The organism is Streptomyces sp. 351MFTsu5.1 (assembly GCF_000383655.1).
GTDB classification, from domain to species: domain Bacteria; phylum Actinomycetota; class Actinomycetes; order Streptomycetales; family Streptomycetaceae; genus Streptomyces; species Streptomyces griseorubiginosus.
Genome location: NZ_KB911783.1, coordinates 97,317 through 121,279, shown reverse-complemented (window position 1 = coordinate 121,279; position 23,963 = coordinate 97,317). Strand labels below are relative to the sequence as shown.

The window sequence follows — 23,963 nt, the reverse complement described above, 5'->3', positions numbered from 1 at the left end:
CCCCCCTGTCGGCCGACCGGCCGATCAGTCCAGCCGGTCGCGCAGGTACGCGCGCCATTGCGTGGTGAAGTCCCGCAGGTTCGTGTCCAGGGTCTTCGTCAAGGCGTCCTCGACCGCGCCCGGTCGCTTCTCATGGGCGCCGACCGCCCGGTAGAACGCGTCCAGCTTCGCCTCGCCCCAGCGGTCCGCGATCATCCGGCAGGCCATCCAGCCGCTCTCGTAGGACAGCGCGAGCCCGGTCGCGCTGCCCGAGAAGCCGAAGTCCGCGTCGGACGGCAGGGCCCTCGGCACCCGGCGCGCGGAGACGGCCTCCGCCAGCTCCGGCGCGGCCTCGGCCGGGGTGCGCCCGGTGCCCCGGTAGCCGACCCAGTCCGCGTATCCCTCCGACAGCCACAGCGGGGTCGCCGCGGTGGTGGCGCCACGGGTGGCGACATGGGTGGTCTCGTGGGTCAGCACGACCTGTCGGCCCAGGGTGCCGAGAAGCGCGTACGCGTCGGGATTGACGATGATCCGGTCGGCGGGCGCCTCGGCCGGAGCACCGGTCTCGCCGGTGGTGACGGCGGCGATCCCCCGGTACGAGGAGGCGGGTGAGCCGAGCAGGCCCGCCATGCCGTCCAGGGACCTCGGGACGAGGACGACGACGTGCCGGGACCACCCGGTGCCCCAGGCGTCCGAGACGGCGGGCACGGCGCGGTCGGCCAGGTCCGCGAAGGAGTGCAGCTTCTCGCCGGACTGGCCGACGCCGAGGACCATGCTGTGCCGCCCGCGGACGACGGTCACCGGGCCCTGGTCCCACAACTGCTGCGGGGCCTTGGCGGCGGGCCGCTCCCTGACGACGTACCAGTGGCCGGCGGCGTCCGGGGAGAGGTCCAGGACGCGGCCGACGGTGACGGGGGCGCTGTCGTAGCCCTGCACCTGATAACGCAGTTCGGCGTCGGCGGTGGCCGTGGCGCCGCTGCGGTGCACCGACGTGACCTTGTAGGACCAGGAGGCCAGCGGGACGGCGCTGAGGTCGCTCCACCAGTCCGCCGCGCCCGTCCTGGCTATCGCGGCCCGGTCCCGGTCGAGGACGGCCGCGGCCCGCAGGTCCAGGACGCGCTGGACGTCCGTGACGGCGGAGTCGTCGGCGGCGGGCCTGCCGCCGCACGCCACGAGGGAGGCCAGCAGCAGGCACAGCACCGCGACACCGTGTTTCGACGCCCGCCTTCGACCAGCCATGTTTCCCGATCGTACGGGGTCACCGGCCCCCGGTCAGGGGCGTGTGACCGTCGCCCCCGGCATCATGCCCACCGGGTCGTAGCGCACCGGGGCGCCGGGGTAGGGGGCGTGGATGACCTGGCCGTTGCCGACGTACATGCCGACATGGCTGGCGTCGCCCCGGTAGGTGACGAGGTCGCCGGGGCGGGCCTGGGAGAGCGGGACCTGGCGGCCCGCGTACCGCTGGGCCTGGGAGGTGCGCGGCAGGGAGACACCGGCGCGGGCGTACGACCACTGCATCAGGCCCGAACAGTCGAAGCCGTTCGGGCCGTTGGCGCCCCACACATAGGGCTTGCCGAGCGCGGACTGCGCGGCGGCCACGGCGGCGGCCGCCCGGCCCGAGGGCGCCACCGCGCCGGAGAGGTCGGGCATCTCGGTGCGGCCGGAGCGCGAGGCCCGGTCGTAGGCGGCCCGTTCGCCGGACGGCAGGGAGTTGAGGAGTTCGCGCGCCTTGGCGAGCTTCCTCTCGACCGCCCGCTTGTGCGTGGCGACGGCCTTGCGGCTCGTCTCCAGTTCGCCGAGCGTGCGGGCCGCCTCGGCGCGTTCCTGGGCGAGTTCGCGCAGGGCCTCCTGGAGGTCCTTGAGCTCACCCGCCTGGTGGGCGTTGATCCGGTCGAGGACGGCGGCCTTGTCGAGGTAGTCCTCCGGGTCGTCGGAGAACAGCAGCGCGAGCGAGGGGTCGAGGCCGCCGGAGCGGTACTGGGCGCCGGCCAGCGAACCGAGCGCCTCCCGCATGGAGTTGACGCGCTCCTGCTGCCGGGCGATGCCGTCCTGCGCGGTGCTGATCTCCTCACGGAGTGCGTCGGCGCGCTCGTCGGCCTTGTTGAAGGCCTCGGTGGCCTGCTCGGCCTGCTCGTAGAGGCGGTCCACCTCGGCCCGGGTGCCCTCGGACGGAGCGGCGTCGGCCGGTACGGCGCCGAGCGCGGCGACCGCCGCGGACAGCACGCCCAGGGCGGCACCGGCGCCCCGGTTGAACCCGGACGGCTGGACAAGGCGGCGATGGGACCCCACGGAGGCCGCGCTCCTTCCGTTGGCGGACGAGAACGCGGCAGACAGTAGCCCCGGGAACGGGACTCGACCAAAGACCTCAGAGGGGGCATAACGGAACGCCCCGCCTCAGACGCAGGTCATGGGCGGGGCGTGGAGTCAGACGGCGTCGCCGCAATTCCCCCGAACGGGGGGTGAGTCGTGGCGATCTTGAGCGGCTGAAGGGCTCAGATCCGCACGCCGAACTGGAACGGCATGTTGTTGATCGACTCGTAGCGGACGACGGTGCCGGTGCGGGGGGCGTGGATGATCTGGCCGTTGCCCGCGTACAGGCCGACGTGGTGCAGGTCGCCGTAGAAGAGGACCAGGTCGCCGACCTTGAGCTGGCTCTCGGAGTAGATCCGGGTGCCGGCATTGGCCTGGGCCTGGGAGGTGCGCGGGATGGTGACGCCGGCCTGGGCGTAGGACCAGGAGGTGAAGCCCGAGCAGTCGTAGGAGGCGGTGCCGGTGGCGCCGTAGACGTACGGCTTGCCGAGCTGGGTCTGGCCGGCCCGGAAGGCGGCCTCGGCCCGGGCGGAGGCGGCCGGCGCGTCTCCGAGGTCCACGCGCTCGGTGGCGGAGCGGCTGGCGCGGGCGTCGGCCGCGGCGAGCGCGGCCTTCTCGGCGGCCGTCAGCGAGTTGAGGAGCTTCTGCGCCTCGGCCAGCTTGGCCTGAACGGCCTTCTTCTGCTTGGCCAGTTCGGCGCGGGTGCTCGCGAGGTCCTGGAGCTTCTCGGTGGCCTCGGCGCGCTCCTGGGCGAGTTCGCGCTGCTTCTCCTGGATCTTCTTCAGCGCGTCCACCTGCTGGGCGCTGAGCTGGTCGGCGGTGGACGCCTTGTCCAGGTAGTCCTCGGGGTTCGAGGAGAGGAAGAGCTGGAGGGAGGAGTCGATGGAGCCGGAGCGGTACTGCGCGGCGGCCGCGAGGCCTATGGAGTCGCGCAGTTCGTTGAGCTCCTCCTGGCCGCGGGCCACGTTGTCCTGGACCGTGGAGATCTCCTTCTGGAGCTCCTGCTGCTTCTCCTTGGCGCCGTTGAGCTTCTCGGTGGCCTGCTCGGCCTGCTCGTAGAGCGCGTCGACCTTCGCCTTGACCTCGTCCTTGCTGGGCTTGTCGCTCGGCGCCGCGTTGGCGGCGTTGGCGCTGAGGGCTACGGCGGCAGCAGCTGCGGTGGTGAGCACGGTCACGCGCACTCGGCTCGGCTGCTTGGGTCGACGGTGGGACGCCACGGAGGTGAACTCCTTCTTTTGAGTGATCACCCGCTCGGAGGTTCGAGCCCAGACCTTAGTGACCTTCCCGTGATCAGTTCAAATCCTCAGGAGCAAAATCCCGTCACGCCATGCATTCTTTACACACAACTCACGTGCAGTGATGTCGGCTTGACCCTACGTTGCGTGACGATAGCGGCCAATTCGGGCGTTAAACCTCTAACTTCAAGGTTTAGGACAGCCGCTTCAGAAGTACCGCCGACGCGACCGGCCGCGCCCCCGCCTTGGCGATGCCGTCGGCGACCTCGCGGTCGGTGGAGGCGACGATCACCGGCCGTCCGGGAGGCTCCGCGCGCACCAGCTGACGGATCAACTCGTCGGCGGTGACACCCGCCTTGGAGAACAGCACCCGCACCCCGCGCGGCGGCGCGAGCAGCACCGGCGCGGCCAGCTCGGCCCCGTCGAAGACACAGGTCACCTCGGCGCCGGTCTGCGCGGCGAGCTGGGAGAGCTGCCCGAGGAGCCTGAGGCGCTGCTTCTCCAGCGGCATCTGGGGATAGCCGGTCTTGGTGACGTTGTAGCCGTCCACCACCAAGTGCGCCTGGGGCAGGGCGAGAAGCTGGTCCAGGATCGCCGGGTCACTGTCCGACAGGGCCCGCGCGGCGATGTCCTTCGGGGTCATTCGTCCCGGTTCGACCGCGTCCACGGTCTCCGCGGGCCGCACCGAGACAGGCGGCAACGCCAGTTCCCGGCGCAGTCCTTGGGCCGCGTCCAGCACGGTGTCCAGCAGCAGACGCACGCGCATGTCCTCGACGCTGCGCCCCTCCCGCGCCGCTCTGCGCGTGGCCTCCAGGGCCGCCTCCGCCTCGCCGAGCCGGGCCTTCAGGCGCCGCGTCTCGCTCTCCGCGGCCGACACCTGGGCCTGCCCCTCGGCGCGCACGGTGTCCATCTCGCCCTGCACCTTGCGCAGAGCCGCCTCGCCCCGTTTGACGTCGCTGTGGGCCGCGCGGAGTTTGCGGTGAAGCGATTCGGCTTCCTTCTTGGCCGATTCCAGCTCGGCGCGCAGCCGCTCGGTCTCGACGCGCGTCTGGTCACGCGCCGCCGCGAGCTCCTCGCGCAACCGCTCCAGCTCGGCGCGGGCCTCTTCGTCGGCCCGCTCGGCGTCCGCCCGCAGGGCCTCCTCGCCGGCCGCGGTGACCAGCTTGACCCAGCCGACGGGCCGCAGCACATAGGCCGCGGCCGCCACGTCGAGCGGATCCGCGGCCGGGGGCGGCGCACCGGAGTCCAGAGCACCGCACAGCTCCGGCTGCGCCTCTCTGAACTTCTCCGCGATGCGCTGCCGGAACAGCGGATCGGTCTCCAGCGCGGCCGCCATCGCGTTGCCCGCGAACTTGGCCCGCCGGTTGGGTGCGAAACGGGCGTACTGCCGCAGCTGTGCGGGCAGCTCGCCGACGGTCAGCCCGCCGAAGCCCTCCGAGACGATGTGCACGACCCGGCGTCGCACGCCGTCGGGCAGCGGACGGTCGAGCACCTCGGCGGCGCCGTCGCCCGGCCCCCCGCCCGTGGTCTCCACCATCCGTCACACCCCAATACCTGCGGGGCCGCTCCGCTCAGGAGTCGGCGCCCGGCCTGTCGACGAGTTCCACCTGGTCCACGGCGTTGCACCAGCGGCACCGCACCGACTCGATGGTCTCACTGACCACCTCGCGCTCCTCGACCTTCGGCTCTCCTGCCAGGTCGAGGTGGACGTACTCGACGACCTTCGACGAGCGGGTCACGTCGAAGCGCGTGAGGTTGCCGCAGAGGGTGCAGCGCCACCGCGTCGAGGCGGTCGGGAGGGGAACCGTCATCGTGACTGTGCTCTTTCCTTCTAGGCCTTCTATTGTCCGCGACACTCCGGGGTCCCCGGGGTGTGGCACGTAACCCTACGGCCTGGCGGGTACTCGCCGCTCGGGCGTCCACGGCGGCGAGGCGGTCTGTCGGCTTGCGTCCCGTTACGTCATGCTCTGTGTTCATGATCCGCAACTGGAGGGTGACGGTCGGTGGAGCACGCAGGTCGTTGCAGGGGTCGGCACCGGTCACCTACGGCCTGATCGCCCTGTGCTTCCTGGTCTTCCTGGTCGGCCCCGCGTCCGGCCTCAATCCGGCCTACGGCCACGGCGACGCGCTCCTGGCCGCCCAGCGGGCCTGGTTCCACCGCTGGGGCGTGGTCCCCGCCGAGCTCTTCGAGGGCTCCGCCGCCGCCACCCTGTCGCCGGCCACCGCGCTGTTCATCCACGGCAGCTGGGTGCACCTGCTGGGCAACATGCTCTTCCTCTACGTCTTCGGCGTGATGACCGAGGAACGGATGGGCCGGGTCCAGTTCCTCCTCTTCTACCTCTGCAGCGGCTACCTCGCCCTGCTGGGCTACGCGGCCGCCAACGCCGGCTCGGAGCAGTCCCTGGTGGGCGCGTCCGGGGCGATCTCCGCGGTCCTCGGGGCGTGCCTCTTCCTGTTCCCCCGAGCCCGGGTGACCAGTCTCCTGCCGTTCCTCTTCTTCCTCCCGCTGCGCTTCCCGGCCTGGGTCGTCCTGCCGTTCTGGGCGACCCTCCAGTGGCTGGCGGCGGGCCGGGCGAACGAGGGACCGGGGGTGGCCTATCTCGCCCACGTGGTGGGCTTCGGCCTGGGCCTGGCCTTCGCCTGGGTGCGTTTCGGCCGTACGACTAGAGTGAGGGCCGCCCCAGCTCCGGCCCCCGAGGGAGAGAACCAGCCGTGATCACCGCGATCGTCCTCATCAAGACCAGCGTGGACCGGATCCCCGAGATCGCGGAGCGGATCGCCGCGCTGGAGTCCGTGAGCGAGGTCTTCTCCGTGACGGGCACGTACGACCTGATCGCCATGGTCCGGGTGAAGCAGCACGAGGACCTCGCCGAGGTCATCCCCGGCAGCATCAGCAAGATCCCGGGCGTGGAGGCCACCGACACCCACGTGGCCTTCCGCACGTACTCCCAGCACGACCTGGAGGCCGCCTTCGCGATCGGCCTCGACAGCTAGCTGACCGGTATCGGCGGCTAGGAGTCCAGCGCGAGCGCCGTGATGCCGTCGGCGGTCGCGACGTAGATCCGGCCGTCCCGGACGACCGGTGACTGGGTGCCGACGGACGCACCGCCCTCGACCCGCTTCCGCCAGACCCGCCGGCCCTTGCGGTCGAGACCGTAGAGCGTCGAACCCCGCCGCACGTAGACGGTGTCGCCATGGACCACCGGGTCGCTGTACTGGCTCCCGTCGTCGGTGAACCGGAAGGACCACGCGGTCGATCCGTCGGCGGGGTCGAGGGCGACGAGCTCGAAGTCGGACGCGGTGACGCCGAGTCCCGCGAAGGGCACGCAGGTGAAGTAGCGGCTGCCGTACACCCTGTCGTTGCCCGAGTTCCACAGGGGCCTGCCCGCGCGGCTGAGGCCGTGCAGCATCTGCTCGCCGCCGGAGCCGACCACCAGGGTGCCGCCGACCAGCGCGGGCCGCCCGGTGTCGGCGCCGGCCTTGGTGGCCCAGAGCCGTCTGCCGGTCTGCGCGTCCAGGGCCTGCACCTCGTCCCCGAAGGTGCCGACGTACACCACCCCGTCCGCCACCAGGGGCTCGCTGGTGGGCGCCGCACCCGTGGGCGTGGACCAGCGCACACTGCCGTCGGGGGCGTAGGCGCGCACCCCGCCCGCGTCCGAGCCGTCGCCGTAGGAGACCAGGACCAGGCGTCCGGAGGCCACCGGGAACTGGCTGTTCGCGGCGAATGCCTTCTTCCAGCGGACCTTGCCGTGCGGGCCGAGCGCGCACAGCTCGGACGCCCCTTCCTGGTCGTTCTCCAGCAGGCAGTACACGCCGTCCGCGGTGGCGAGCGGGGACATGGCCTCGCCGCCCAGCGGGGTCCGCCACACCGGCCGGCCGCCCAGGTCCAGCGCGTGCATCGCGCCGTCCGCACCGCCGACGTACACCCGGGCGCCGTCGGACGAGACGGCGGCACAGGGGCCGCGCCGCCCGCCGAGCCCCTGCACGGCGTACGTCCATCCCACCTCGGCCGCGACCGGGCCGCCCTGCACGGAGCGGCCCGCGCCCGCGCCCGCGGAGGAGGCGGAGCCCGAGGGGCTCCGCAGCAGCCACCAGCCCAGGCCCCCGGCGCCGACCGCCCCCGCGCCACCGGCCCAGGCCGCCAGGATCCGGCGCCGCGAGGGCCTCGCCGAGGCGGGGCCGGTGGTCTCGGGCACGTCGGTGACCGTCATGGGCGCCATGTACTCCACCCCGCTGAGCCGCTCCCGCGACCCGTCCTCCGGCACCCAGCGCTCGTCGCCGTCGAGGGCCACGGTCGGCGGCCCTCCGGAGAACCATCCCTCGCGCAGGCCCTCCCGCAACGAACCGGCGGTGTGTCCCACGGCCGCGACCAGCTCGGCGGGCGTCGGCCGCGCCGCGGGATCGTCCCGCAGACAGGCCTCCACCAGCGGCAGCTGTTCCTCCGGTACGGCGGACAGGTCGACGTCCCCGGTCAGGATCCGCAGCAGGACGACCGAGTCCTGCCCCTCACCGAACGGTTCCTTCCCGCCGGACGCGTACGCGAGGACCGCGCCGAGGGAGAAGACGTCGCTGGCCGGGACCACCTGGGCGCCGTTGCGGATCTGCTCGGGCGAGAGATAGCCGACCGAGCCGACGACCACCCCGGTCCGGGTCAGCGCGGTCCCTTCCAGCGCCCGGACGATCCCGAAGTCGATGACCCGGGGCCCGTCCGGCGCGAGCAGGATGTTGGAGGGCTTGAGGTCCCGGTGCACCAGACCCTTGGCGTGGATCGCGGCGAGCGCCTCGGCGAGCGCCCCCGCCAGCAGCCGTACCGCGTCCGCGCCCAGCGGCCCCCGGTCGAGCACCGCGTCCCGCAGGTTGGGGCCGGCCACGAACTCGCTGGCCATCCACGGCCGCGCGGCCTCGGTGTCGGCGTCGACGACCCGCGCGGTGTACGTGCCGGCGCCGCCGACGGTCTGCGCGGCCCGCACCTCGTGCCGGAACCGGGCGCGGAAGGTGCGGTCCTCGGCGTGCTCCGCCCGCACCACCTTCACCGCGAGCCGCAGCCCGCCCCGGGCCTCGGCGAGATACACCTCGCCCATCCCGCCGGACCCGAGTCTTCCGAGGACCCCGTACGGTCCGATGGTCCGCGGATCGGTCTCCCGCAGCTCCTGCACCCCGTGCTCCCCCTGCCTCCGTACGGCTGCCGGAAGCGAGCGTATACGCGGGGTGGACGCCGGTACGTCAGACGGCCGGGACGCAGCGGCCGTCCTCGGTGCGGTACTGCCACTTCGCACCGTCCGCGACCAGTTCCTTCACGGCCCGCACAAAACGCTCCACGTGCTCGTCCGGGGTGCCCGCGCCGAAGCTCACGCGGATCGCGTTCAGGGACTTCTCGCCGGGCGCCGCCTCGGGGGCCCCGCACTCGCCCTGGGTCTGCGGGTCGCTGCCGAGGAGGGTGCGGACGAGGGGGTGGGCGCAGAAGAGGCCGTCGCGGACGCCGATGCCGTACTCGGCGGAGAGCGCCGCGGCGAAGTGGGAGCTGTTCCAGCCCTCGACGACGAAGGAGATCACGCCGACGCGGGGGGCGTCGTCGCCGAAGAGGGAGAGGATCCGCACCTCCGGGACCTCGGCGAGACCCGCCTTCACCTTCTCGATCAGGTGCTGCTCGCGGGCGACCAGGGTGTCGAAGCCGGCCTCGGTGAGGGCCTTGCAGGCCGAGGCGATGGAGTAGGCGCCGATGACGTTCGGGGAGCCGGCCTCGTGGCGGGCGGCGGTGTCGTGCCACTCCACGTCCACTCCCCCGTCCTCGCGCCGGGTGACCTTGCGGCTGGCGCCACCGCCGGCGAGGTAGGGGTCGGCCGCCTTGAGCCAGTCGGCACGGCCGGCCAGGACGCCGGAGCCGAACGGGGCGTACAGCTTGTGGCCGGAGAAGGCGACCCAGTCGACGTCCAGGTCACGGACGCTCACCGGGTGGTGCGGGGCCAGCTGGGCGGCGTCCAGGACGATCCGGGCGCCGTGGGCGTGAGCGGCGGCGGCCAGCTCGCGGACCGGCCACAGTTCGCCGGTGACGTTGGAGGCGCCGGTGACGCAGACCAGGGCCGGGCCCCGCGGGTCACGGGCGGCGAGTGCCTTCTCCAGGGTCTCGACGGCCTGCCGCGGGGTGCGGGGGGCGTCGAGGTAGCTGACCCGGGCGTCCTGCCAGGGCAGCAGGCTCGCGTGGTGCTCGGTCTCGAAGACGAAGACCTGGCAGTCGGCCGGGAGCGCGGCGGCGAGCAGGTTGAGCGAGTCGGTGGTGGACCGGGTGAAGACCAGCTGGTCGTCCTCGCGGCAGTCGAGGAACTCCGTGACCGTCTTGCGGGCGTTCTCGAACAGGTCGGTCGACAGCTGGGACAGGTAACCGGCCCCGCGGTGCACGCTGCCGTAGTAGGGCGCGTAGGCCGCCACGTCGTCCCAGACGCGCTGGAGGGCGGGGGCGCTGGCCGCGTAGTCGAGCGCCGCGTAGGTGACTTCGCCGCCGGTCACGAGCGGGACGGTGACATCTCGGCCCAGAACGGGCAGCTGGGCACAAATGGTCTGGGCGGGGGCAGCGGTGAAGACAGACATGGGGAACTCCCGGGCAAAAGAGAAAGGTGAGAGGGGGTTGCGGAGATGGGGGCTCGGCGCCCTATCGCATTCGCTTGCTCACGGAAGACTCCTCGAACGACCAGGATCCCTGGTTCGTGAGGGATCCGCGCTTGCCACAGACCTCGCTGCCTGCGGCCTGGTCTTCACCCGGGGCACCCCGCCACGGACGGAGGGTTGCCGGACAGTCGGCCGGGGCCTCATGACTGTCACTCATGACCTGGTCGAAAAACTTACGCGAGGTGATCGTCGTCCCGCAACCCGTGTCCGGATCGCGGGACGACACCCCGCCGGCTGCTATGCGTTGCTCGCGGCCACCCAGCGCTCCAGGGTCCGCTTGGCCGCCCCGGAGTCGATCGACTCCGCGGCCTTGTCCATCCCGGCCCGCAGCTGCTCGGCCAGCGTCCCGGTGCCCGGGTCCAGGGCGACCAGCGCGGCCGCCGAGTTCAGGAGTACGGCGTCCCGGACGGGGCCGGTCTCGCCGTCCAGGAGCTTCCTGGCGACCTCCGCGTTGTACGCCGGGTCACCGCCGCGCAGGGCCTCCACCGGGACCAGGTCGATGCCGACGTCCCGGGGGTCGAAGCTCTCCTCGGTGACCTTGCCGTCCCGGACGACCCAGACGTGGGAGGTCGAGGTGGTCGTCAGCTCGTCGAGCCCGTCGTCACCGCGGAAGACCAGGGAGGAGTTGCCGCGTTCGGCGAAGACGCCCGCGACGACGGGTGCCATGCGCGGATCGGCGACCCCGACGGCCTGGGACCGCACCCGGGCGGGGTTGGTGAGGGGGCCGAGGATGTTGAACACCGTGCGGATGCCCAACTGACCGCGGGCGGCGCCCGCGTGACGCAGCGCCGGATGGAACTTGATCGCGAAGCAGAAGGTGATCCCGGCCTCGCCGGCCACCTCGGCCACCCGCTGCGGGGTCAGCTCCAGGTTGACGCCGAGCTTCTCCAGGACGTCCGAGGCGCCGGACGCGGAGGAGGCGGCCCGGTTGCCGTGCTTGACGACCGTGGCACCGGTGCCGGCCACGACGATCGCCGACATCGTGGAGATGTTGACGGTCTTGGCACCGTCGCCACCCGTGCCGACGATGTCCACGGTCCGCCCGGGGACCTCGATCACATTGGCGTGCGCGTACATCGTCCGCACCAGCCCGTTGATCTCCTCGACCGTCTCGCCCTTGGCCCGGAGGGCGACCACGAAACCGGCGATCTGCGCGTCGGTCGCCTCGCCCTGCATGATCCGGTCCATCGCCCACGCCGTCGCGTCGGCGCTCTGGTCACGGCCGTACAGCAGGGCGTTCAGCACCTCGGGCCAGGAACGGCCCGCCGCGGTGTCGCCTCCAGCGGGGGTCACAGCGCTCATGGGGCCGCTCCTGGTCGTCGTAGAAGAAGTAGAAGAACACGAGTGTTGCGCCCACCCTATCCAGCCCGGGGCACGGCAAAGGGCCCCGTCCGGTGTTCGGACGGGGCCCTTTCAACCGCGCCGTGGCGAGCGCAGCGACAAGCAGTGATCAGTGGTGGCCGTGGCCGCTCGTGATCTCCTTGTACTCCTCGACGGTCGGCTTGGCGATCTGGGCTTCCTCGCCGTAGTACGCCTCGCTGAGCTTGGCACGCAGCTTCTCGGAGCGGCCGACCTTGCGCTCGACGCCGTTCTCGTCGACCGTGGGGCCGATCTCGGCCGGCTTGTACTGCTCGTGCGCCGTGAGCGTGTGCAGCTGCTCCTGGCTGAGCGGCTCGTGCACCTCGATGAACTCACCGTGCGGCAGGCGCTTGATGATGCCGGACTCGCGGCCGTGCAGCACCTTGTCCTTGTCCCGGCGCTGGAGGCCGAGGCAGATCCGCTTGGTGGCGACGAACGCCAGGACCGGGGCGACGAAGAACGCGACCCGCACGAACCATGTGATGGCGTTGATCGACAGGTGGAAGTGGGTGGCCCAGAGGTCGTTTCCACCACCGATCAGCAGGACGAAGTACCAGGTGATCCACGCGACACCGAAGGCCGTACGCGTCGGGGCGTTGCGCGGGCGGTCCAGGATGTGGTGCTCGCGCTTGTCGCCGGTGACCCAGGACTCGATGAACGGGTAGACCGCGATCGCGACCAGGACCAGCGGGAAGATGACCAGCGGGATGAACACGCCCAGGACGAGCGTGTGACCCCAGAAGTTGATCTCCCAGCCCGGCATGACACGGATCAGGCCCTCGGAGAAGCCCATGTACCAGTCCGGCTGGGCGCCCGTGGACACCTGGTCGGGACGGTAGGGACCCATCGACCAGATCGGGTTGATCGAGGCGATCGCCGCGATGGCCGCGATGACACCGAAGACCAGGAAGAAGAAGCCTCCGGCCTTGGCCATGTAGACCGGCAGCAGCGGCATGCCGACGACGTTGTTGTTCGTCTTGCCGGGGCCCGCGAACTGCGTGTGCTTGTGGTAGAAGACCAGGATCAGGTGGCCGACGACCAGGCCGAGCATGATGCCCGGCAGCAGCAGGACGTGGATCGAGTAGAAGCGGGCCACGAAGTCGCCGCCCGGGAACTCTCCGCCGAACAGGAAGAACGACAGGTACGTGCCGACGATCGGCACGGACAGGACCGCGCCCTCCATGAAGCGGACACCGGTGCCGGAGAGCAGGTCGTCCGGGAGCGAGTAACCGGTGAAGCCGGTGAACATGCCGAGGACGAACAGCAGGAAGCCGAACAGCCAGTTGACCTCACGCGGCTTGCGGAACGCGCCCGTGAAGAACACGCGCATCATGTGCACGAACATGCCGGCGAGGAAGATCAGCGCCGCCCAGTGGTGGATCTGCCGGATCAGCAGACCACCGCGCACATCGAAGGAGATGTGCATGGTCGAGTTGAACGCCTCGGACATCATCTGTCCCTGAAGCGGGACGTAGCTGCCGTGGTACTCCACCTCGTTCATCGACGGGTGGAAGAACAGCGTCAGATACACACCCGTGAGGATGATGATGATGAAGCTGTAGAGGCAGACCTCACCCAGCATGAACGACCAGTGGTCGGGGAAGATCTTGCGCATGTTGGACTTGGCCAGGGAGTAGATCCCGAGCCGTCCGTCGGCCCAGTCGGCGACGCGCTCGCCGGCCGGTGCCTTGTCGCGCGAGCGCGACCCGGTGGTCTCTGTAGTGCTCATCCGCGCTCCCAGAATGCAGGACCGACGGGCTCCTCGAAGTCGCCGAGCGCTTCAAGGTAGCCCTCGTCGTTCACGCCGATGCGCAGCTGCGGCAGGGCGTGACCGGCGGGGCCGAAGATCACCCGGGCACCGTCGGAGAGGTCGAAGGTGGACTGGTGGCAGGGGCAGAGCACGTGGTGCGTCTGCTGCTCGTACAGGGAGATCGGGCAACCGACGTGGGTGCAGATCTTCGAGTACGCGACGATTCCCTCGTGCGACCACTCGAGCTCGCGCTTGTCCTTGATGTTGTCGGGCTGGAGCCGGACGATCATCAGGGCGGCCTTGGCGATCTCGGTCTGGAACTCCTCGGAGTGCTCCTCCAGGCCCTCGGGCTTGGCGAAGGTGAGGGAGCCCACGGCGACGTCCGAGGGACGCAGCGGCTGGTCGGTGTTCATGTTGACCAGCAGCTTGCCCTTGGACCACATGGTGTGGCGGAGCTTGGTGCCGGGCAGCGGACCGAGGTCGCGCAGCAGCATGACACCGGAGAGCGGGAACAGGGCCAGCGCGCCGAACATCGTGTTGCGGATCAGCTTGCGGCGGCCGAGCGCCGACTCCTTGGCGCCCTGCTTGAAGTCGGCCATGACCTTGGCCTTGACCTCGGGGGGCGCCTCGATCGGGTGACGCTCGTCGGCGATCTCCTCGTCGGACATCAGGGTGCGGGCCCAGTGGACCGCGCCCGCGCCGATCGCGAAGAGGGCGAGACCGAGGGTCAGGCCCAGCGCGAAGTTCAGCGCGTTGATGTGGCCGATCGGGAAGACGAAGATCGACTTGTCGTGAGGGATGCTCACGTACGAGGCGATGAACCCGATCGTCGACAGCATCGAGACCGTGAACAGCATGGCCACCGTGCGCTCGGACCGGCTGGCGGCCCGCTCGTCGATGTCCTGCACCCGGTGCTCGTGCGGCGGGAGACCGGGGTCGGCGAACGGGTTCTGCTCGTCCGCGACGCCTACCGCGCCGTGCGCGCCCTGCTCTGCGGGCAGGTTCTCTTCTGGAATGTCTTGGCTACTCATGACTTCTTGGCCTTTGCGGTCCGAGCGGCGACCCAGACGGCGACCGCGATCAGCGCGCCGAGGCCGAAGATCCAGGCGAACAGGCCTTCGGAGACCGGGCCGAGACCGCCCAGCTCAAGGCCGCCGGGGCTCACGGTGTCGTCGCCGTTGACCGCGTTCAGGTACGCGATGATGTCCTTCTTGTTCTGCTCCGACAGGGTGGTGTCGGGGAACGACGGCATGTTCTGCGGGCCGGTCTGCATGGCCTCGTAGATGTGCTTCGGGTCGACGCCCTCGAGGCTCGGCGCGAACTTGCCGTGCGTCAGCGCGCCACCCTTGCCGGTGAAGTTGTGGCACTGCGTGCAGTTGTCGCGGAACAGCTCGCCGCCCTTGGCGATGTCGGCACCGTCGGGGCCGTACTGCGCCTCGGTCGGGATGCTCGGACCCGCGCCCAGCGAGGAGATGTACGCGGCCAGCTGGTCGATCTCGGCCTGGGTGTAGATGACCTTCTTGCGCGGAACCTGCGCGCCCGGCTGCTGGGCCGGCATGCGGCCGGTTCCGACCTGGAAGTCTACGGCCGCTGCGCCCACGCCCACCAGGCTCGGGCCGTCGGAGGATCCCTGACCGCCGGTGCCGTGGCAGCTGGCGCAGCCTACGGCGAAGAGCTTCTTGCCCTCGTCGATGGCCAGGGACTGGGCGGTTTCATCTGCCTGCGCCTTGCTCGCGGGTGCGAACACGGCGTACAGCCCCCCGGTGCATGCCAGCGCGAGGAGTAGGACGACGAGCGCCGCCAGCGGGTGGCGTCGTCGTGCGGAGAGCTTTTTCACGGATTACCCCGGTGTCAGGATCTTCTGCGTCGATGCTTGCGATGTCGGGAGCGGGCCCGGCTACTTGATCATGTAGATCGTGGCGAAGAGGCCGATCCAGACGACGTCGACGAAGTGCCAGTAGTAGGACACGACGATCGCCGCGGTCGCCTGCTCGTGGGTGAACCTCTTGGCCGCGTAGGTACGCCCGAGAACGAACAGGAACGCGATCAGGCCGCCCGTCACGTGCATGCCGTGGAAGCCGGTGGTCAGGTAGAACACCGAGCCGTACGGGTCGGAGGACAGGGAGAGCCCGTCCTTCTTCACCAGCTCCGTGTACTCGTAGATCTGACCGCCGATGAAGATCGCGCCCATGATGAACGTGACGATGAACCAGCCCCGGAGCTTCTTCACGTCACCGCGCTCGGCGGCGAAGACGCCGAGCTGGCAGGTGAGCGAGGAGAGCACCAGGATCGTGGTGTTCGTCGCCGAGAACGGGAAGTTCAGGCTGGACGCCATTTCCTTCCAGTGATCGGGTCCCGTCACCGATCGCAGGGTGAAGTACATCGCGAAGAGGGCCGCGAAGAACATCAGCTCGGAACTCAGCCAGATGATGGTTCCGACGCTGGTGAGGTTCGGCCGGTTGACCGACGGGTGCGCGTGCCCGGTTTCTACTGTCGTTGCTGTCGCCACGACCGACATTATGTCGGTCGCTTATCCCGCCCTCACTCCGGGGGGTGCCGTTCGGAGTGTCTTGCTGCTCCGTACCGGTGTTGACGTGGTGTTCAAGGGAGTAGCATCCCGCCCTACGGGCCTGTCCTTACGACGCTGACGTCACGGAGGAACAATGCAGCCGACCGCCACGGTGCTGGTCTACAGCGACGATTCCAACACCCGCGAGCAAGTTCGGCTGGCGACGGGGCGCCGTCCCGCTCCCGATGTCCCGGTGGTGGAGTTCGTGGAGTGCGCCACGCCTGCGGCGGTGCTGAAGGAGCTGGACAAGGGCGGGATCGACGTCTGTGTCCTCGACGGCGAGGCCGTGCCCATGGGCGGCATGGGGCTGTGCCGGCAGATCAAGGACGAGGTGTTCCACTGCCCGCCGGTGCTGTTGCTGATCGGGCGGCCGCAGGACGCGTGGCTGGCCACGTGGAGCCGGGCGGAGGGTGCGGTGACGCATCCGGTGGATCCGGTGGAGTTCGCGTCGGCGCTGGCTTCTCTGCTGCGGTCTCGGAAGGCGTTGACCGCCTAGGAACTCGGTCGGTCCTGTGGTCGGGCGGCTGCAGTCCCGCGCCCCTGAGGAGTCCGGCGAGCCCCTGTCTAGACGCTCTGCGGCCTCAGCCTGGCCTGCTGCGCCGGAGTGGGGCCGTCCGAGGTGCCTGAGGCCAGCGCGCTGCCCTCGCGCCACTTCTTCCAGTCCAGGTTCCAGTCGCCGAAGCCGTTGCCGAAGGCCTCCATGGTGTGGCCGTCGGAGTTGACGACCTTGACCACGTCGCCCTCGTGGACCGTCTCGAAGAACCACTCGGCGTTGTCGGTGCTCATGCCGGTGCAGCCGTGGCTGACGTTGGCGTAGCCCTGTGAGCCCACCGACCAGGGGGCGGCGTGCACGTACTCGCCGCTCCAGGTGAGGCGGGTGGCGTAGTAGACCGGAAGGTCGTACGACTCCGAGGAACCCTCGGCGATGCCGATGCTGGTGCCGCGCATACGTACGAAGTACTCCTTGGCGAGTACGACCTTGACGCCGTTGCGGGTGTCGAAGCCGGGCTTGCCGGTGGTGACCGGGAGCTCCTTGATGACCTGGTCGTTCTTGTAGACGGTCATCGAGTGCGTCGAGGCGTCCGTCACGGCGATGAGGCGGTCGCCGGTGGTCAGCTTGACGGGCTTGGCCTTGCCGCCCCAGAGCCGGTCGCCGATCTTGACGCCCTCCAGCTCGCTGCGGACCTGGACGGTGGCGTGGGAGGGCCAGTACTCCTTGGGCCGGTAGTGGAGCTCCTTGTCGTTCACCCAGTGCCAGGCGCCCTGTACGGCGGGGGTGGCGTCGACCCTGAGGGCCCGTTCGACGACGGCCCGCTGGGCCTTGTCCTTGACGGGCTTGTCCAGCTTGGCGGTGATGGGCTGGCCGACGCCGTAGGTGCCCGACTTGGGGCCGAAGGTGACGTTGAGGCGCTTCTTGCCGAGCGGCTTGCTGGTGTCGAAGGCGAGGACCTTGCGGCCGGGTGCCCCGTCGTCGTCCTCGGTGCTCACCCGGACCGTGTAGTGGGCGTTGGCGGCCAGCGCGGAGGTGCTGTGCCAGCGGGAGCCGTCGGCGGAGAGTTCGCCCGCCACGAAGCGGCCTGTGGCGTCCGTGGCGGTGACGTCGGTGATACGGCCGTCGTCGTCCGCGGTGACCTCCAGGGGCTTGTCCGGGTCGGCCTTCTTGCCCTCGCCGGTGGGCGCGTTGAAGGCGATCTGGTCCGCCGCGTCGTAGGGCGTGGCAGCCAGCGGGTTCCCGTCGGACCCGCAGGCTGAGGTGCTTATGCCGAAGGTGACCACCAACATCGTGCAGCTGACGACGGTGCGGGTTCGCGGTGTGTGGTTCATGGCTTCACGCTAGGAAGCGAAGTCAACTGCGGCACGCCGGGTGACTCGTACGAGTGATCAGTCTTGTGGCAAACGAAGGAGCCCGGACGCTCCTGACGGAGTGTCCGGGCTCCTTCGAGCTCCGCTCGTGCTACTGGGTGCGGTTCTCACCGCGGTAGTACTCGAAGACCCAGCCGTACAGGCCGACCAGGATCACCGGCACCGAGAAGTACAGCAGCCACCAGCCGATCGCGACCGACAGGAAGGCGAGGGCGCCGCCGAAGCCGAGGGCGAGCGGCTGCCAGCTGTGCGGGCTGAAGAACCCGACCTCGCCGGCGTCGTCCGCGACGTCGGCCTCCTTGTTGTCCTGCGCACCGGCGTCCACCCGCCTGGCCGTGAAGCCGAGGTAGAAGCCGATCATGACGGACAGGCCGAACGCCAGGAAGAGCGCGGTGGTGCCGGCCGGCTCCTTCGACCACACGCCATAGACGATCGCCATGACGAGGATGAAGACGCTCAGCCAGATGAACATCCGTCCCTGGATCTTCACTTGCCGGCCTCCTTGCCGCCCGAGAGAGCCTTCTCACCGTGGCCGGCGTTCTCGAGCTGGTCGAGAGCGGCGATCTCCGGGTGGTGCAGGTCGAACGCCGGGGATTCGCTGCGGATCCGCGGCAGGGTGAGGAAGTTGTGCCGCGGCGGCGGGCAGGAGGTCGCCCACTCCAGGGAGCGGCCGTAGCCCCACGGGTCGTCGACGCCGACCGGCTTGCCGTACTTGGCCGTCTTCCACACGTTGTAGAGGAACGGCAGGATCGACAGGCCGAGCACGAACGAGCTGATCGTCGAGATCGTGTTCAGGGCGGTGAAGCCGTCGGCCGCCAGGTAGTCGGCGTAGCGACGCGGCATGCCCTCGGCGCCCAGCCAGTGCTGGACCAGGAAGGTGCCGTGGAAGCCGACGAACAGCGTCCAGAACGTGATCTTGCCGAGGCGCTCGTCGAGCATCTTGCCGGTGAACTTCGGCCACCAGAAGTGGAAGCCGGAGAACATCGCGAAGACGACGGTGCCGAAGACGACGTAGTGGAAGTGCGCCACCACGAAGTACGAGTCCGAGACGTGGAAGTCCAGCGGCGGCGAGGCCAGGATGACACCGGTCAGACCACCGAAGGTGAAGGTGATCAGGAAGCCGGTGGCCCAGAGCATCGGGGTCTCGAAGCTCAGGGACCCCTTCCACATCGTTCCGATCCAGTTGAAGAACTTCACGCCGGTCGGTACGGCGATGAGGAACGTCATGAAGGAGAAGAACGGCAGCAGCACACCGCCGGTGACGTACATGTGGTGGGCCCACACCGTCACGGACAGACCCGCGATCGCGATGGTCGCGCCGATCAGGCCCATGTAGCCGAACATCGGCTTGCGGGAGAAGACCGGGATGACCTCGGAGATGATGCCGAAGAACGGCAGCGCGATGATGTACACCTCTGGGTGGCCGAAGAACCAGAAGAGGTGTTGCCACAGCAACGCTCCGCCGTTGGCCGCGTCGAAGACATGTGCCCCGAACTTCCGATCCGCCTCCAGCGCGAACAGCGCGGCGGCGAGGACCGGGAAGGCCAGCAGGACGAGGACCGCGGTCAGCAGCACGTTCCACACGAAGATCGGCATGCGGAACATGGTCATGCCGGGCGCGCGCATGCAGATGATCGTGGTGATGAAGTTGACCGCACCGAGGATCGTGCCGAAGCCGGAGAAGGCCAGACCCATGATCCACAGGTCGGCGCCGACGCCCGGGCTGCGGACCGCGTCCGACAGCGGGGAGTAGGCGAACCAGCCGAAGTCGGCCGCACCCTGCGGGGTGAGGAAGCCTCCCACGGCGATCGTCGAGCCGAACAGGTAGAGCCAGTAGGCGAACATGTTCAGCCGCGGGAACGCCACGTCGGGCGCGCCGATCTGGAGCGGCATGATCCAGTTGGTGAAGCCGGCGAACAGCGGCGTCGCGAACATCAGCAGCATGATCGTGCCGTGCATCGTGAACGCCTGGTTGAACTGCTCGTTCGACATGATCTGCAGGCCCGGACGGGCCAGCTCGGCGCGCATGAAGAGCGCCATCACGCCACCGATGAGGAAGAACGCGAACGACGTGGCGAGGTACATCGTGCCGATCGTCTTGTGGTCAGTGGTGGTGAGCCACTTGATGACCACGCTCCCGCGGTTCTGGCGCCGGACCGGCAGTTCGTCCGCGTAGTGGGACCCTGCTTCGGCGGCACCCTGGGGTTCGTTGAGGATGCTCACAGGTTCGTCGTCTCCCGGTCCTTCTCGTGGGCGGTCTGCTCGATGCCCGCGGGAACGTAACCGGTCTGCCCCTTCTTCGCGAGGTCCTTGAGGTGCTGCTCGTAGCGCTCCGGGGAGACGACCTTCACGTTGAACAGCATCCGGGAGTGGTCCACGCCGCAGAGCTCGGCGCACTTGCCCAGGAAGGTGCCCTCCTTGTTGGGGGTCACCTCGAAGGAGTTGGTGTGGCCCGGGATGACGTCCATCTTCATCAGGAACGGCACCACCCAGAAGGAGTGGATGACGTCACGCGAGGTGAGGACGAAGCGGACCGTCTTGCCCTTGGGGAGCCAGAGGGTCGGGCCGGGGTTGCCGGTCTGCGGGTTCTTCGTGGCGGGCGTGCCGAAGTCGTAGACACCGCCGGCGTTCGCCGGGAAGTCGTTCTTGAACCGGGACGGAATCGCGTCCAGGTTCTTGTCGGTCTTCGCGTCGCCCGTCGAGCCGGCCACAGGCTCGATGTAGTTGAACGCCCAGCTCCACTGGTACCCGACGACGTTGACGGTGACGTCGGGCTGCTTCTTGAGGCTGAGGAGCTTCGACTCGTCACGGGCCGTGAAGTAGAACAGGACCGAGACGATGACGAGCGGAACCACCGTGTACAGCGCCTCGATGGGCATGTTGTACCGGGTCTGCGGAGGAACCTCGACCTTGGTCCGGCTGCGCCGGTGGAAGATCGAACTCCACAGAATCAAGGCCCACACCAGCACGCCGGTGGCCAGCGCGGCCGCCCAGGAACCCTGCCAGAGGGAGAGGATCCGCGGAGCCTCTTCCGTGGTCGGGGTGGGCATGCCAAGGCGGGGGAAGTCCTTGTATGTGCAACCGGTGGCGGTCGCCAGGACCAGGCCCGCGGTCATTGCCTGCAGCAGCTTCCGCCGCATCGGGCGCCGCGGCGAGCGGTCGGAGCCGTTGGGACTCACGTAGCGCCTTCCCGAGAGTCTCGCCCGCGCGTGTTGGCTGCGGCCTGCCTTCTTCGGTGGTCGGTCGCCGCCCTGCGTCGGGCAGGGGTTTGGATGTTTATGCGGACCAAACCCTAGCCGACGCCCTCCGGGGGTTCAGCGGGAGGGGTGCCTAGTCACTCGGTGGGTTCGCTGGATTGGCGGCTGCGGGTGGTTTGTGGCTGATCGCGCAGTTCCCCGCGCCCCTGGGGAGGTTAGCGTTGCCGTGTGTCCTATTTCGACGCCGCTTCCAGTGCGCCCCTTCACCCTGTTGCCCGTCAGGCGCTGTTGGCCTCTCTGGATGAAGGGTGGGCCGATCCGTCCCGGTTGTATCGCGAAGGGCGGCGGGCTCGGATGTTGTTGGATGCCGCTCGGGAGGCCGCTGCCGAGGGTGTGGGGTGTCGGGCGGATGAGCTGACCTTCACCTCGTCCGGCACACGGGCAGTGCACGAGGGGATCGCGGGCGCATTGGCCGGGCGTCGGCGCGTCGGACGCCACCTGATCGTGTCTGCTGTCGAACACTCCTCCGTCCTCCATTCGGCTGAGCTGTTCGACGTGACCGAGGTTCCGGTGGGGCGGACGGGGGCCGTCAGTGCGCGGGCGTACGTCGATGCCCTGCGGCCCGACACCGCCCTGGCGTGTCTTCAGTCGGCCAACCACGAAGTGGGGACCGTGCAGCCGGTGGGCGAGGTGGCCGAGGTGTGCCGGGAGGCGGGTGTGCCGTTGCTGGTGGACGCGGCGCAGTCGCTGGGGTGGGGGCCGGTCGAGGGGCCCTGGTCCCTGCTGACGGGCAGCGCGCACAAGTGGGGCGGCCCTTCCGGGGTCGGGCTGCTCGCTGTCCGGAAAGGTGTCCGGTTCTCGCCGCAAGGGCCCGCCGACGAGCGGGAGTCCGGGCGGGCGCCCGGGTTCGAGAACCTGCCGGCGATCGTCGCGGCGGCGGCCTCGCTGCGGGCGGTGCGGGCCGAGGCGGCACAAGAGGCGGTACGGCTGCGGGAGCTGACGGAGCGGATCCGGGCGCGGGTGCCTCAGCTGGTCGCCGACGTGGAGGTGGTCGGGGATCCGGAGCGGCGGCTGCCGGGAATCGTCACGTTCTCCTGTCTCTATGTCGATGGGGAGACCTTGCTGCACGAGCTGGACCGGGAGGGTTTCTCCGTCTCGTCCGGATCGTCCTGCACCAGCAGCACGCTGACGCCCAGCCATGTGCTGAAGGCGATGGGGGTGCTGAGTGAGGGGAATGTGCGGGTGTCGTTGCCGTTCGGGGCGGTCTCCGAGGAGGTGGACCGGTTCCTGGAGGTGCTGCCGGATGCGGTGGCACGGGTCCGGGAGAAGCTCGGCGCACCCGCACCCGCGGTGGCCGTGCGTGAGGACGTGCTGGTCGTGGACGCCCTCGGGAAGCGGTGCCCGATCCCGGTCATCGAGCTGGCGAAGGTGATCGGGGACGTGCCGGTGGGCGGGACCGTCCGGGTCCTGTCGGACGACGAGGCGGCCCGCCTGGACATCCCGGCGTGGTGCGAGATGCGGGAGCAGGAGTACGTGGGCGAGGAGCCGGCGGACCAGGGTTCCGCGTACGTGGTCCGCCGGATCTCCTAGCCGGTCACTTGAGGTGCGTGCGGACCTCTTCGGCCGCCTCGTCGCCGTACGCCTTGGTGAACCGCTCCAGGAAGGCGCCGCGCCGCAGCCGGTACTCCTGGGTCCCGACCGTCTCGATGACGAGGGTCGCCAGCATGCAGCCGACCTGGGCCGCGCGCTCCAGCGAGACACCCCAGGACAGGCCCGACAGGAAGCCCGCGCGGAAGGCGTCGCCGACGCCCGTGGGGTCCGCCTTGCGCTCCTCCTCCGCGCAGCCGACGACGATGGGCTCCTCGCCGGCCTTCTCGACCTTCACGCCCTGGGCGCCGAGCGTCGTGACCCGGTGGCCCACCTTGGCCAGGATCTCCGCGTCGGACCAGCCCGTCTTGGACTCGATGAGCCCCTTCTCGTACTCGTTGGAGAAGAGGTAGGTGGCCCCGTCGAGCAGGATGCGGATCTCGTCGCCGTTCATCCGGGCGATCTGCTGGGAGAAGTCCGCGGCGAACGGGATCCCACGCGACCTGCACTCCTCGGTGTGGCGGAGCATCGCCTCGGGGTCGTCGGCGCCGATGAGGACCAGGTCGAGGCCGTCCACGCGGTCGGCGACCGTCTTGAGCTCGATCTGGCGGGCCTCGCTCATCGCGCCCGTGTAGAAGGAGCCGATCTGGTTGTGGTCGGCGTCGGTGGTGCACACGAAGCGGGCCGTGTGCAGGGTCTCGGAGATCCGGACGGACGCGGTGTCGACGCCGTGCCGGTCGAGCCAGGCCCGGTACTCGTCGAAGTCGAAGCCCGCGGCGCCGACGAGGATCGGCGCGGTGCCGAGCTGACCCATGCCGAAGGCGATGTTCGCGCCGACGCCGCCCCTGCGGACGTCGAGGTTGTCGACCAGGAAGGAGAGCGAGACCGTGTGCAGCTGGTCCGCGACGAACTGGTCGGCGAAGCGGCCGGGGAAGGTCATGAGGTGGTCGGTGGCGATGGAGCCGGTGACTGCGATACGCACGGCGAGGCTCTCCAGAGGAAGGGTGTGTTGACGGTTAACGCTATCCGGTCCGTATGGAGTACTGCGAGGCGAACGGCGGCACGGTGAAGCAGGTAAAACTACCCGATAGTAGATCTTTCTTCGCAGGCTCCGGGGTGCTTACGGTTCGGTCATGACCAACGTTGAGCTGTACGCCCCCGCCCCGGCCGACCTGGAAGCCGGTCTCGCCTCGCTGCTGGGCGACTGCGCCCGGATGGCTCCGCACTGGGCAGCCCCGGACCGGATCGTCTCCCTCCCGGTCTCCCCCTCCCTGATCCACGGCGTGACGGTCCCCGAGGGCTCGGCCCGGCTGCTGGAGGCGATGTCGGAGTACGGCGACTGAGCCACGGGGCGCGAGTCGGCGCGTTCGAGGGAACCGCGCGCTCCCCCGCTGCGTCCCATCGCCGTCCCCCGGAAAGGGGATGCGGCATACGACCCGTTCATCGACCTT

General features: G+C 69.8%; 22 protein-coding genes and 1 riboswitch. Of the genes, 5 read left to right on the top strand and 17 right to left on the bottom strand.

Annotated elements, in window-relative coordinates:
- Positions 1-24: 24 nt before the first annotated feature.
- The 5 genes from H295_RS0121430 to H295_RS0121410 form a co-directional block, all read right to left on the bottom strand.
- On the bottom strand, positions 25-1,218 hold the full coding sequence (locus H295_RS0121430; protein WP_028809600.1) for a hypothetical protein: 1,194 nt from the start codon (positions 1,216-1,218) through the stop codon (positions 25-27).
- Between the two features lie 33 nt (positions 1,219-1,251).
- Positions 1,252-2,268 carry a C40 family peptidase gene (locus H295_RS0121425; protein WP_020137400.1) on the bottom strand — a complete coding sequence of 339 codons (1,017 nt, stop codon included), beginning with the start codon at positions 2,266-2,268 and terminating at the stop codon, positions 1,252-1,254.
- A gap of 203 nt (positions 2,269-2,471) precedes the next feature.
- Positions 2,472-3,506, bottom strand: coding sequence for a C40 family peptidase (locus H295_RS0121420; protein WP_028809599.1), 1,035 nt, complete (start codon positions 3,504-3,506; stop codon positions 2,472-2,474).
- A 211-nt stretch (positions 3,507-3,717) separates the two neighbouring features.
- Positions 3,718-5,061 (bottom strand): NYN domain-containing protein, encoded by a 1,344-nt coding sequence (locus H295_RS0121415; protein WP_020137398.1) that lies wholly within the window; start codon positions 5,059-5,061, stop codon positions 3,718-3,720.
- A 34-nt stretch (positions 5,062-5,095) separates the two neighbouring features.
- Positions 5,096-5,335: a hypothetical protein gene (locus H295_RS0121410; RefSeq protein WP_020137397.1), complete on the bottom strand. Its 240-nt coding sequence runs from the start codon at positions 5,333-5,335 to the stop codon at positions 5,096-5,098.
- A 164-nt stretch (positions 5,336-5,499) separates the two neighbouring features.
- Here H295_RS0121410 and H295_RS0121405 point away from each other — a divergent pair, with 164 nt between their 5' ends.
- Together H295_RS0121405 and H295_RS0121400 are read left to right on the top strand one after the other, a co-directional pair.
- Positions 5,500-6,240, top strand: coding sequence for a rhomboid family intramembrane serine protease (locus H295_RS0121405; protein WP_028809598.1), 741 nt, complete (start codon positions 5,500-5,502; stop codon positions 6,238-6,240).
- Entirely contained in the window at positions 6,237-6,518 is a 282-nt protein-coding gene (locus tag H295_RS0121400; protein ID WP_020137395.1) for an Lrp/AsnC family transcriptional regulator, read from the top strand. The genes H295_RS0121405 and H295_RS0121400 overlap by 4 nt, the downstream gene beginning before the upstream one ends.
- Before the next feature lie 17 nt (positions 6,519-6,535).
- Here H295_RS0121400 and H295_RS0121395 read toward each other — a convergent pair whose 3' ends face one another.
- From H295_RS0121395 to H295_RS0121365, 7 genes are all read right to left on the bottom strand, one after another.
- On the bottom strand, positions 6,536-8,680 hold the full coding sequence (locus H295_RS0121395) for a protein kinase domain-containing protein (RefSeq protein WP_028809597.1): 2,145 nt from the start codon (positions 8,678-8,680) through the stop codon (positions 6,536-6,538).
- Positions 8,681-8,747: 67 nt separating this feature from the next.
- Positions 8,748-10,109 (bottom strand): aminotransferase class V-fold PLP-dependent enzyme, encoded by a 1,362-nt coding sequence (locus tag H295_RS0121390; RefSeq protein WP_020137394.1) that lies wholly within the window; start codon positions 10,107-10,109, stop codon positions 8,748-8,750.
- Between the two features lie 122 nt (positions 10,110-10,231).
- Positions 10,232-10,348, bottom strand: a riboswitch (SAM riboswitch).
- 76 nt (positions 10,349-10,424) lie between these two features.
- The gene (gene trpD, locus H295_RS0121385) at positions 10,425-11,489 is read right to left on the bottom strand and encodes an anthranilate phosphoribosyltransferase (RefSeq protein ID WP_020137393.1); all 1,065 of its coding nucleotides are present in this window, start codon (positions 11,487-11,489) and stop codon (positions 10,425-10,427) included.
- A 148-nt stretch (positions 11,490-11,637) separates the two neighbouring features.
- Positions 11,638-13,275: a cytochrome b gene (locus H295_RS0121380; protein WP_020137392.1), complete on the bottom strand. Its 1,638-nt coding sequence runs from the start codon at positions 13,273-13,275 to the stop codon at positions 11,638-11,640.
- Positions 13,272-14,327, bottom strand: coding sequence for a ubiquinol-cytochrome c reductase iron-sulfur subunit (locus H295_RS0121375; RefSeq protein WP_028809596.1), 1,056 nt, complete (start codon positions 14,325-14,327; stop codon positions 13,272-13,274). Before H295_RS0121375 ends, H295_RS0121380 begins: the two co-directional genes overlap by 4 nt.
- The gene (locus H295_RS0121370; protein WP_028809595.1) at positions 14,324-15,133 is read right to left on the bottom strand and encodes a c-type cytochrome; all 810 of its coding nucleotides are present in this window, start codon (positions 15,131-15,133) and stop codon (positions 14,324-14,326) included. The genes H295_RS0121375 and H295_RS0121370 overlap by 4 nt, the downstream gene beginning before the upstream one ends.
- A 60-nt stretch (positions 15,134-15,193) precedes the next feature.
- On the bottom strand, positions 15,194-15,814 hold the full coding sequence (locus tag H295_RS0121365; RefSeq protein ID WP_020137389.1) for a cytochrome c oxidase subunit 3: 621 nt from the start codon (positions 15,812-15,814) through the stop codon (positions 15,194-15,196).
- A gap of 145 nt (positions 15,815-15,959) precedes the next feature.
- Between H295_RS0121365 and H295_RS0121360 the strand changes: the two genes are divergently transcribed.
- The gene (locus H295_RS0121360; RefSeq protein WP_020137388.1) at positions 15,960-16,361 is read left to right on the top strand and encodes a response regulator transcription factor; all 402 of its coding nucleotides are present in this window, start codon (positions 15,960-15,962) and stop codon (positions 16,359-16,361) included.
- A gap of 68 nt (positions 16,362-16,429) precedes the next feature.
- Here H295_RS0121360 and H295_RS0121355 read toward each other — a convergent pair whose 3' ends face one another.
- The 4 genes from H295_RS0121355 to coxB form a co-directional block, all read right to left on the bottom strand.
- A complete protein-coding gene (locus tag H295_RS0121355) occupies positions 16,430-17,689 on the bottom strand; it encodes a L,D-transpeptidase (protein WP_020137387.1) in 1,260 nt (419 codons plus the stop codon).
- 130 nt (positions 17,690-17,819) lie between these two features.
- Positions 17,820-18,218, bottom strand: a complete 399-nt coding sequence (locus tag H295_RS0121350; protein ID WP_020137386.1) for a cytochrome c oxidase subunit 4 — start codon at positions 18,216-18,218, stop codon at positions 17,820-17,822.
- On the bottom strand, positions 18,215-19,951 hold the full coding sequence (gene ctaD, locus H295_RS0121345) for a cytochrome c oxidase subunit I (protein WP_020137385.1): 1,737 nt from the start codon (positions 19,949-19,951) through the stop codon (positions 18,215-18,217). Before ctaD ends, H295_RS0121350 begins: the two co-directional genes overlap by 4 nt.
- Positions 19,948-20,907: a cytochrome c oxidase subunit II gene (gene coxB / locus H295_RS0121340; protein WP_028809594.1), complete on the bottom strand. Its 960-nt coding sequence runs from the start codon at positions 20,905-20,907 to the stop codon at positions 19,948-19,950. Before coxB ends, ctaD begins: the two co-directional genes overlap by 4 nt.
- Before the next feature lie 246 nt (positions 20,908-21,153).
- On the opposite strand from coxB, the gene H295_RS0121335 reads away from it, so the two are divergent.
- Entirely contained in the window at positions 21,154-22,515 is a 1,362-nt protein-coding gene (locus H295_RS0121335; protein WP_028809593.1) for a cysteine desulfurase/sulfurtransferase TusA family protein, read from the top strand.
- Between the two features lie 4 nt (positions 22,516-22,519).
- Here the strand turns inward: H295_RS0121335 and H295_RS0121330 are convergent, their stop codons facing one another.
- Positions 22,520-23,494 carry a carbohydrate kinase family protein gene (locus H295_RS0121330; RefSeq protein WP_020137382.1) on the bottom strand — a complete coding sequence of 325 codons (975 nt, stop codon included), beginning with the start codon at positions 23,492-23,494 and terminating at the stop codon, positions 22,520-22,522.
- 151 nt (positions 23,495-23,645) lie between these two features.
- On the opposite strand from H295_RS0121330, the gene H295_RS0121325 reads away from it, so the two are divergent.
- A complete protein-coding gene (locus H295_RS0121325; RefSeq protein ID WP_020137381.1) occupies positions 23,646-23,855 on the top strand; it encodes a hypothetical protein in 210 nt (69 codons plus the stop codon).
- Positions 23,856-23,963 lie beyond the last annotated feature (108 nt).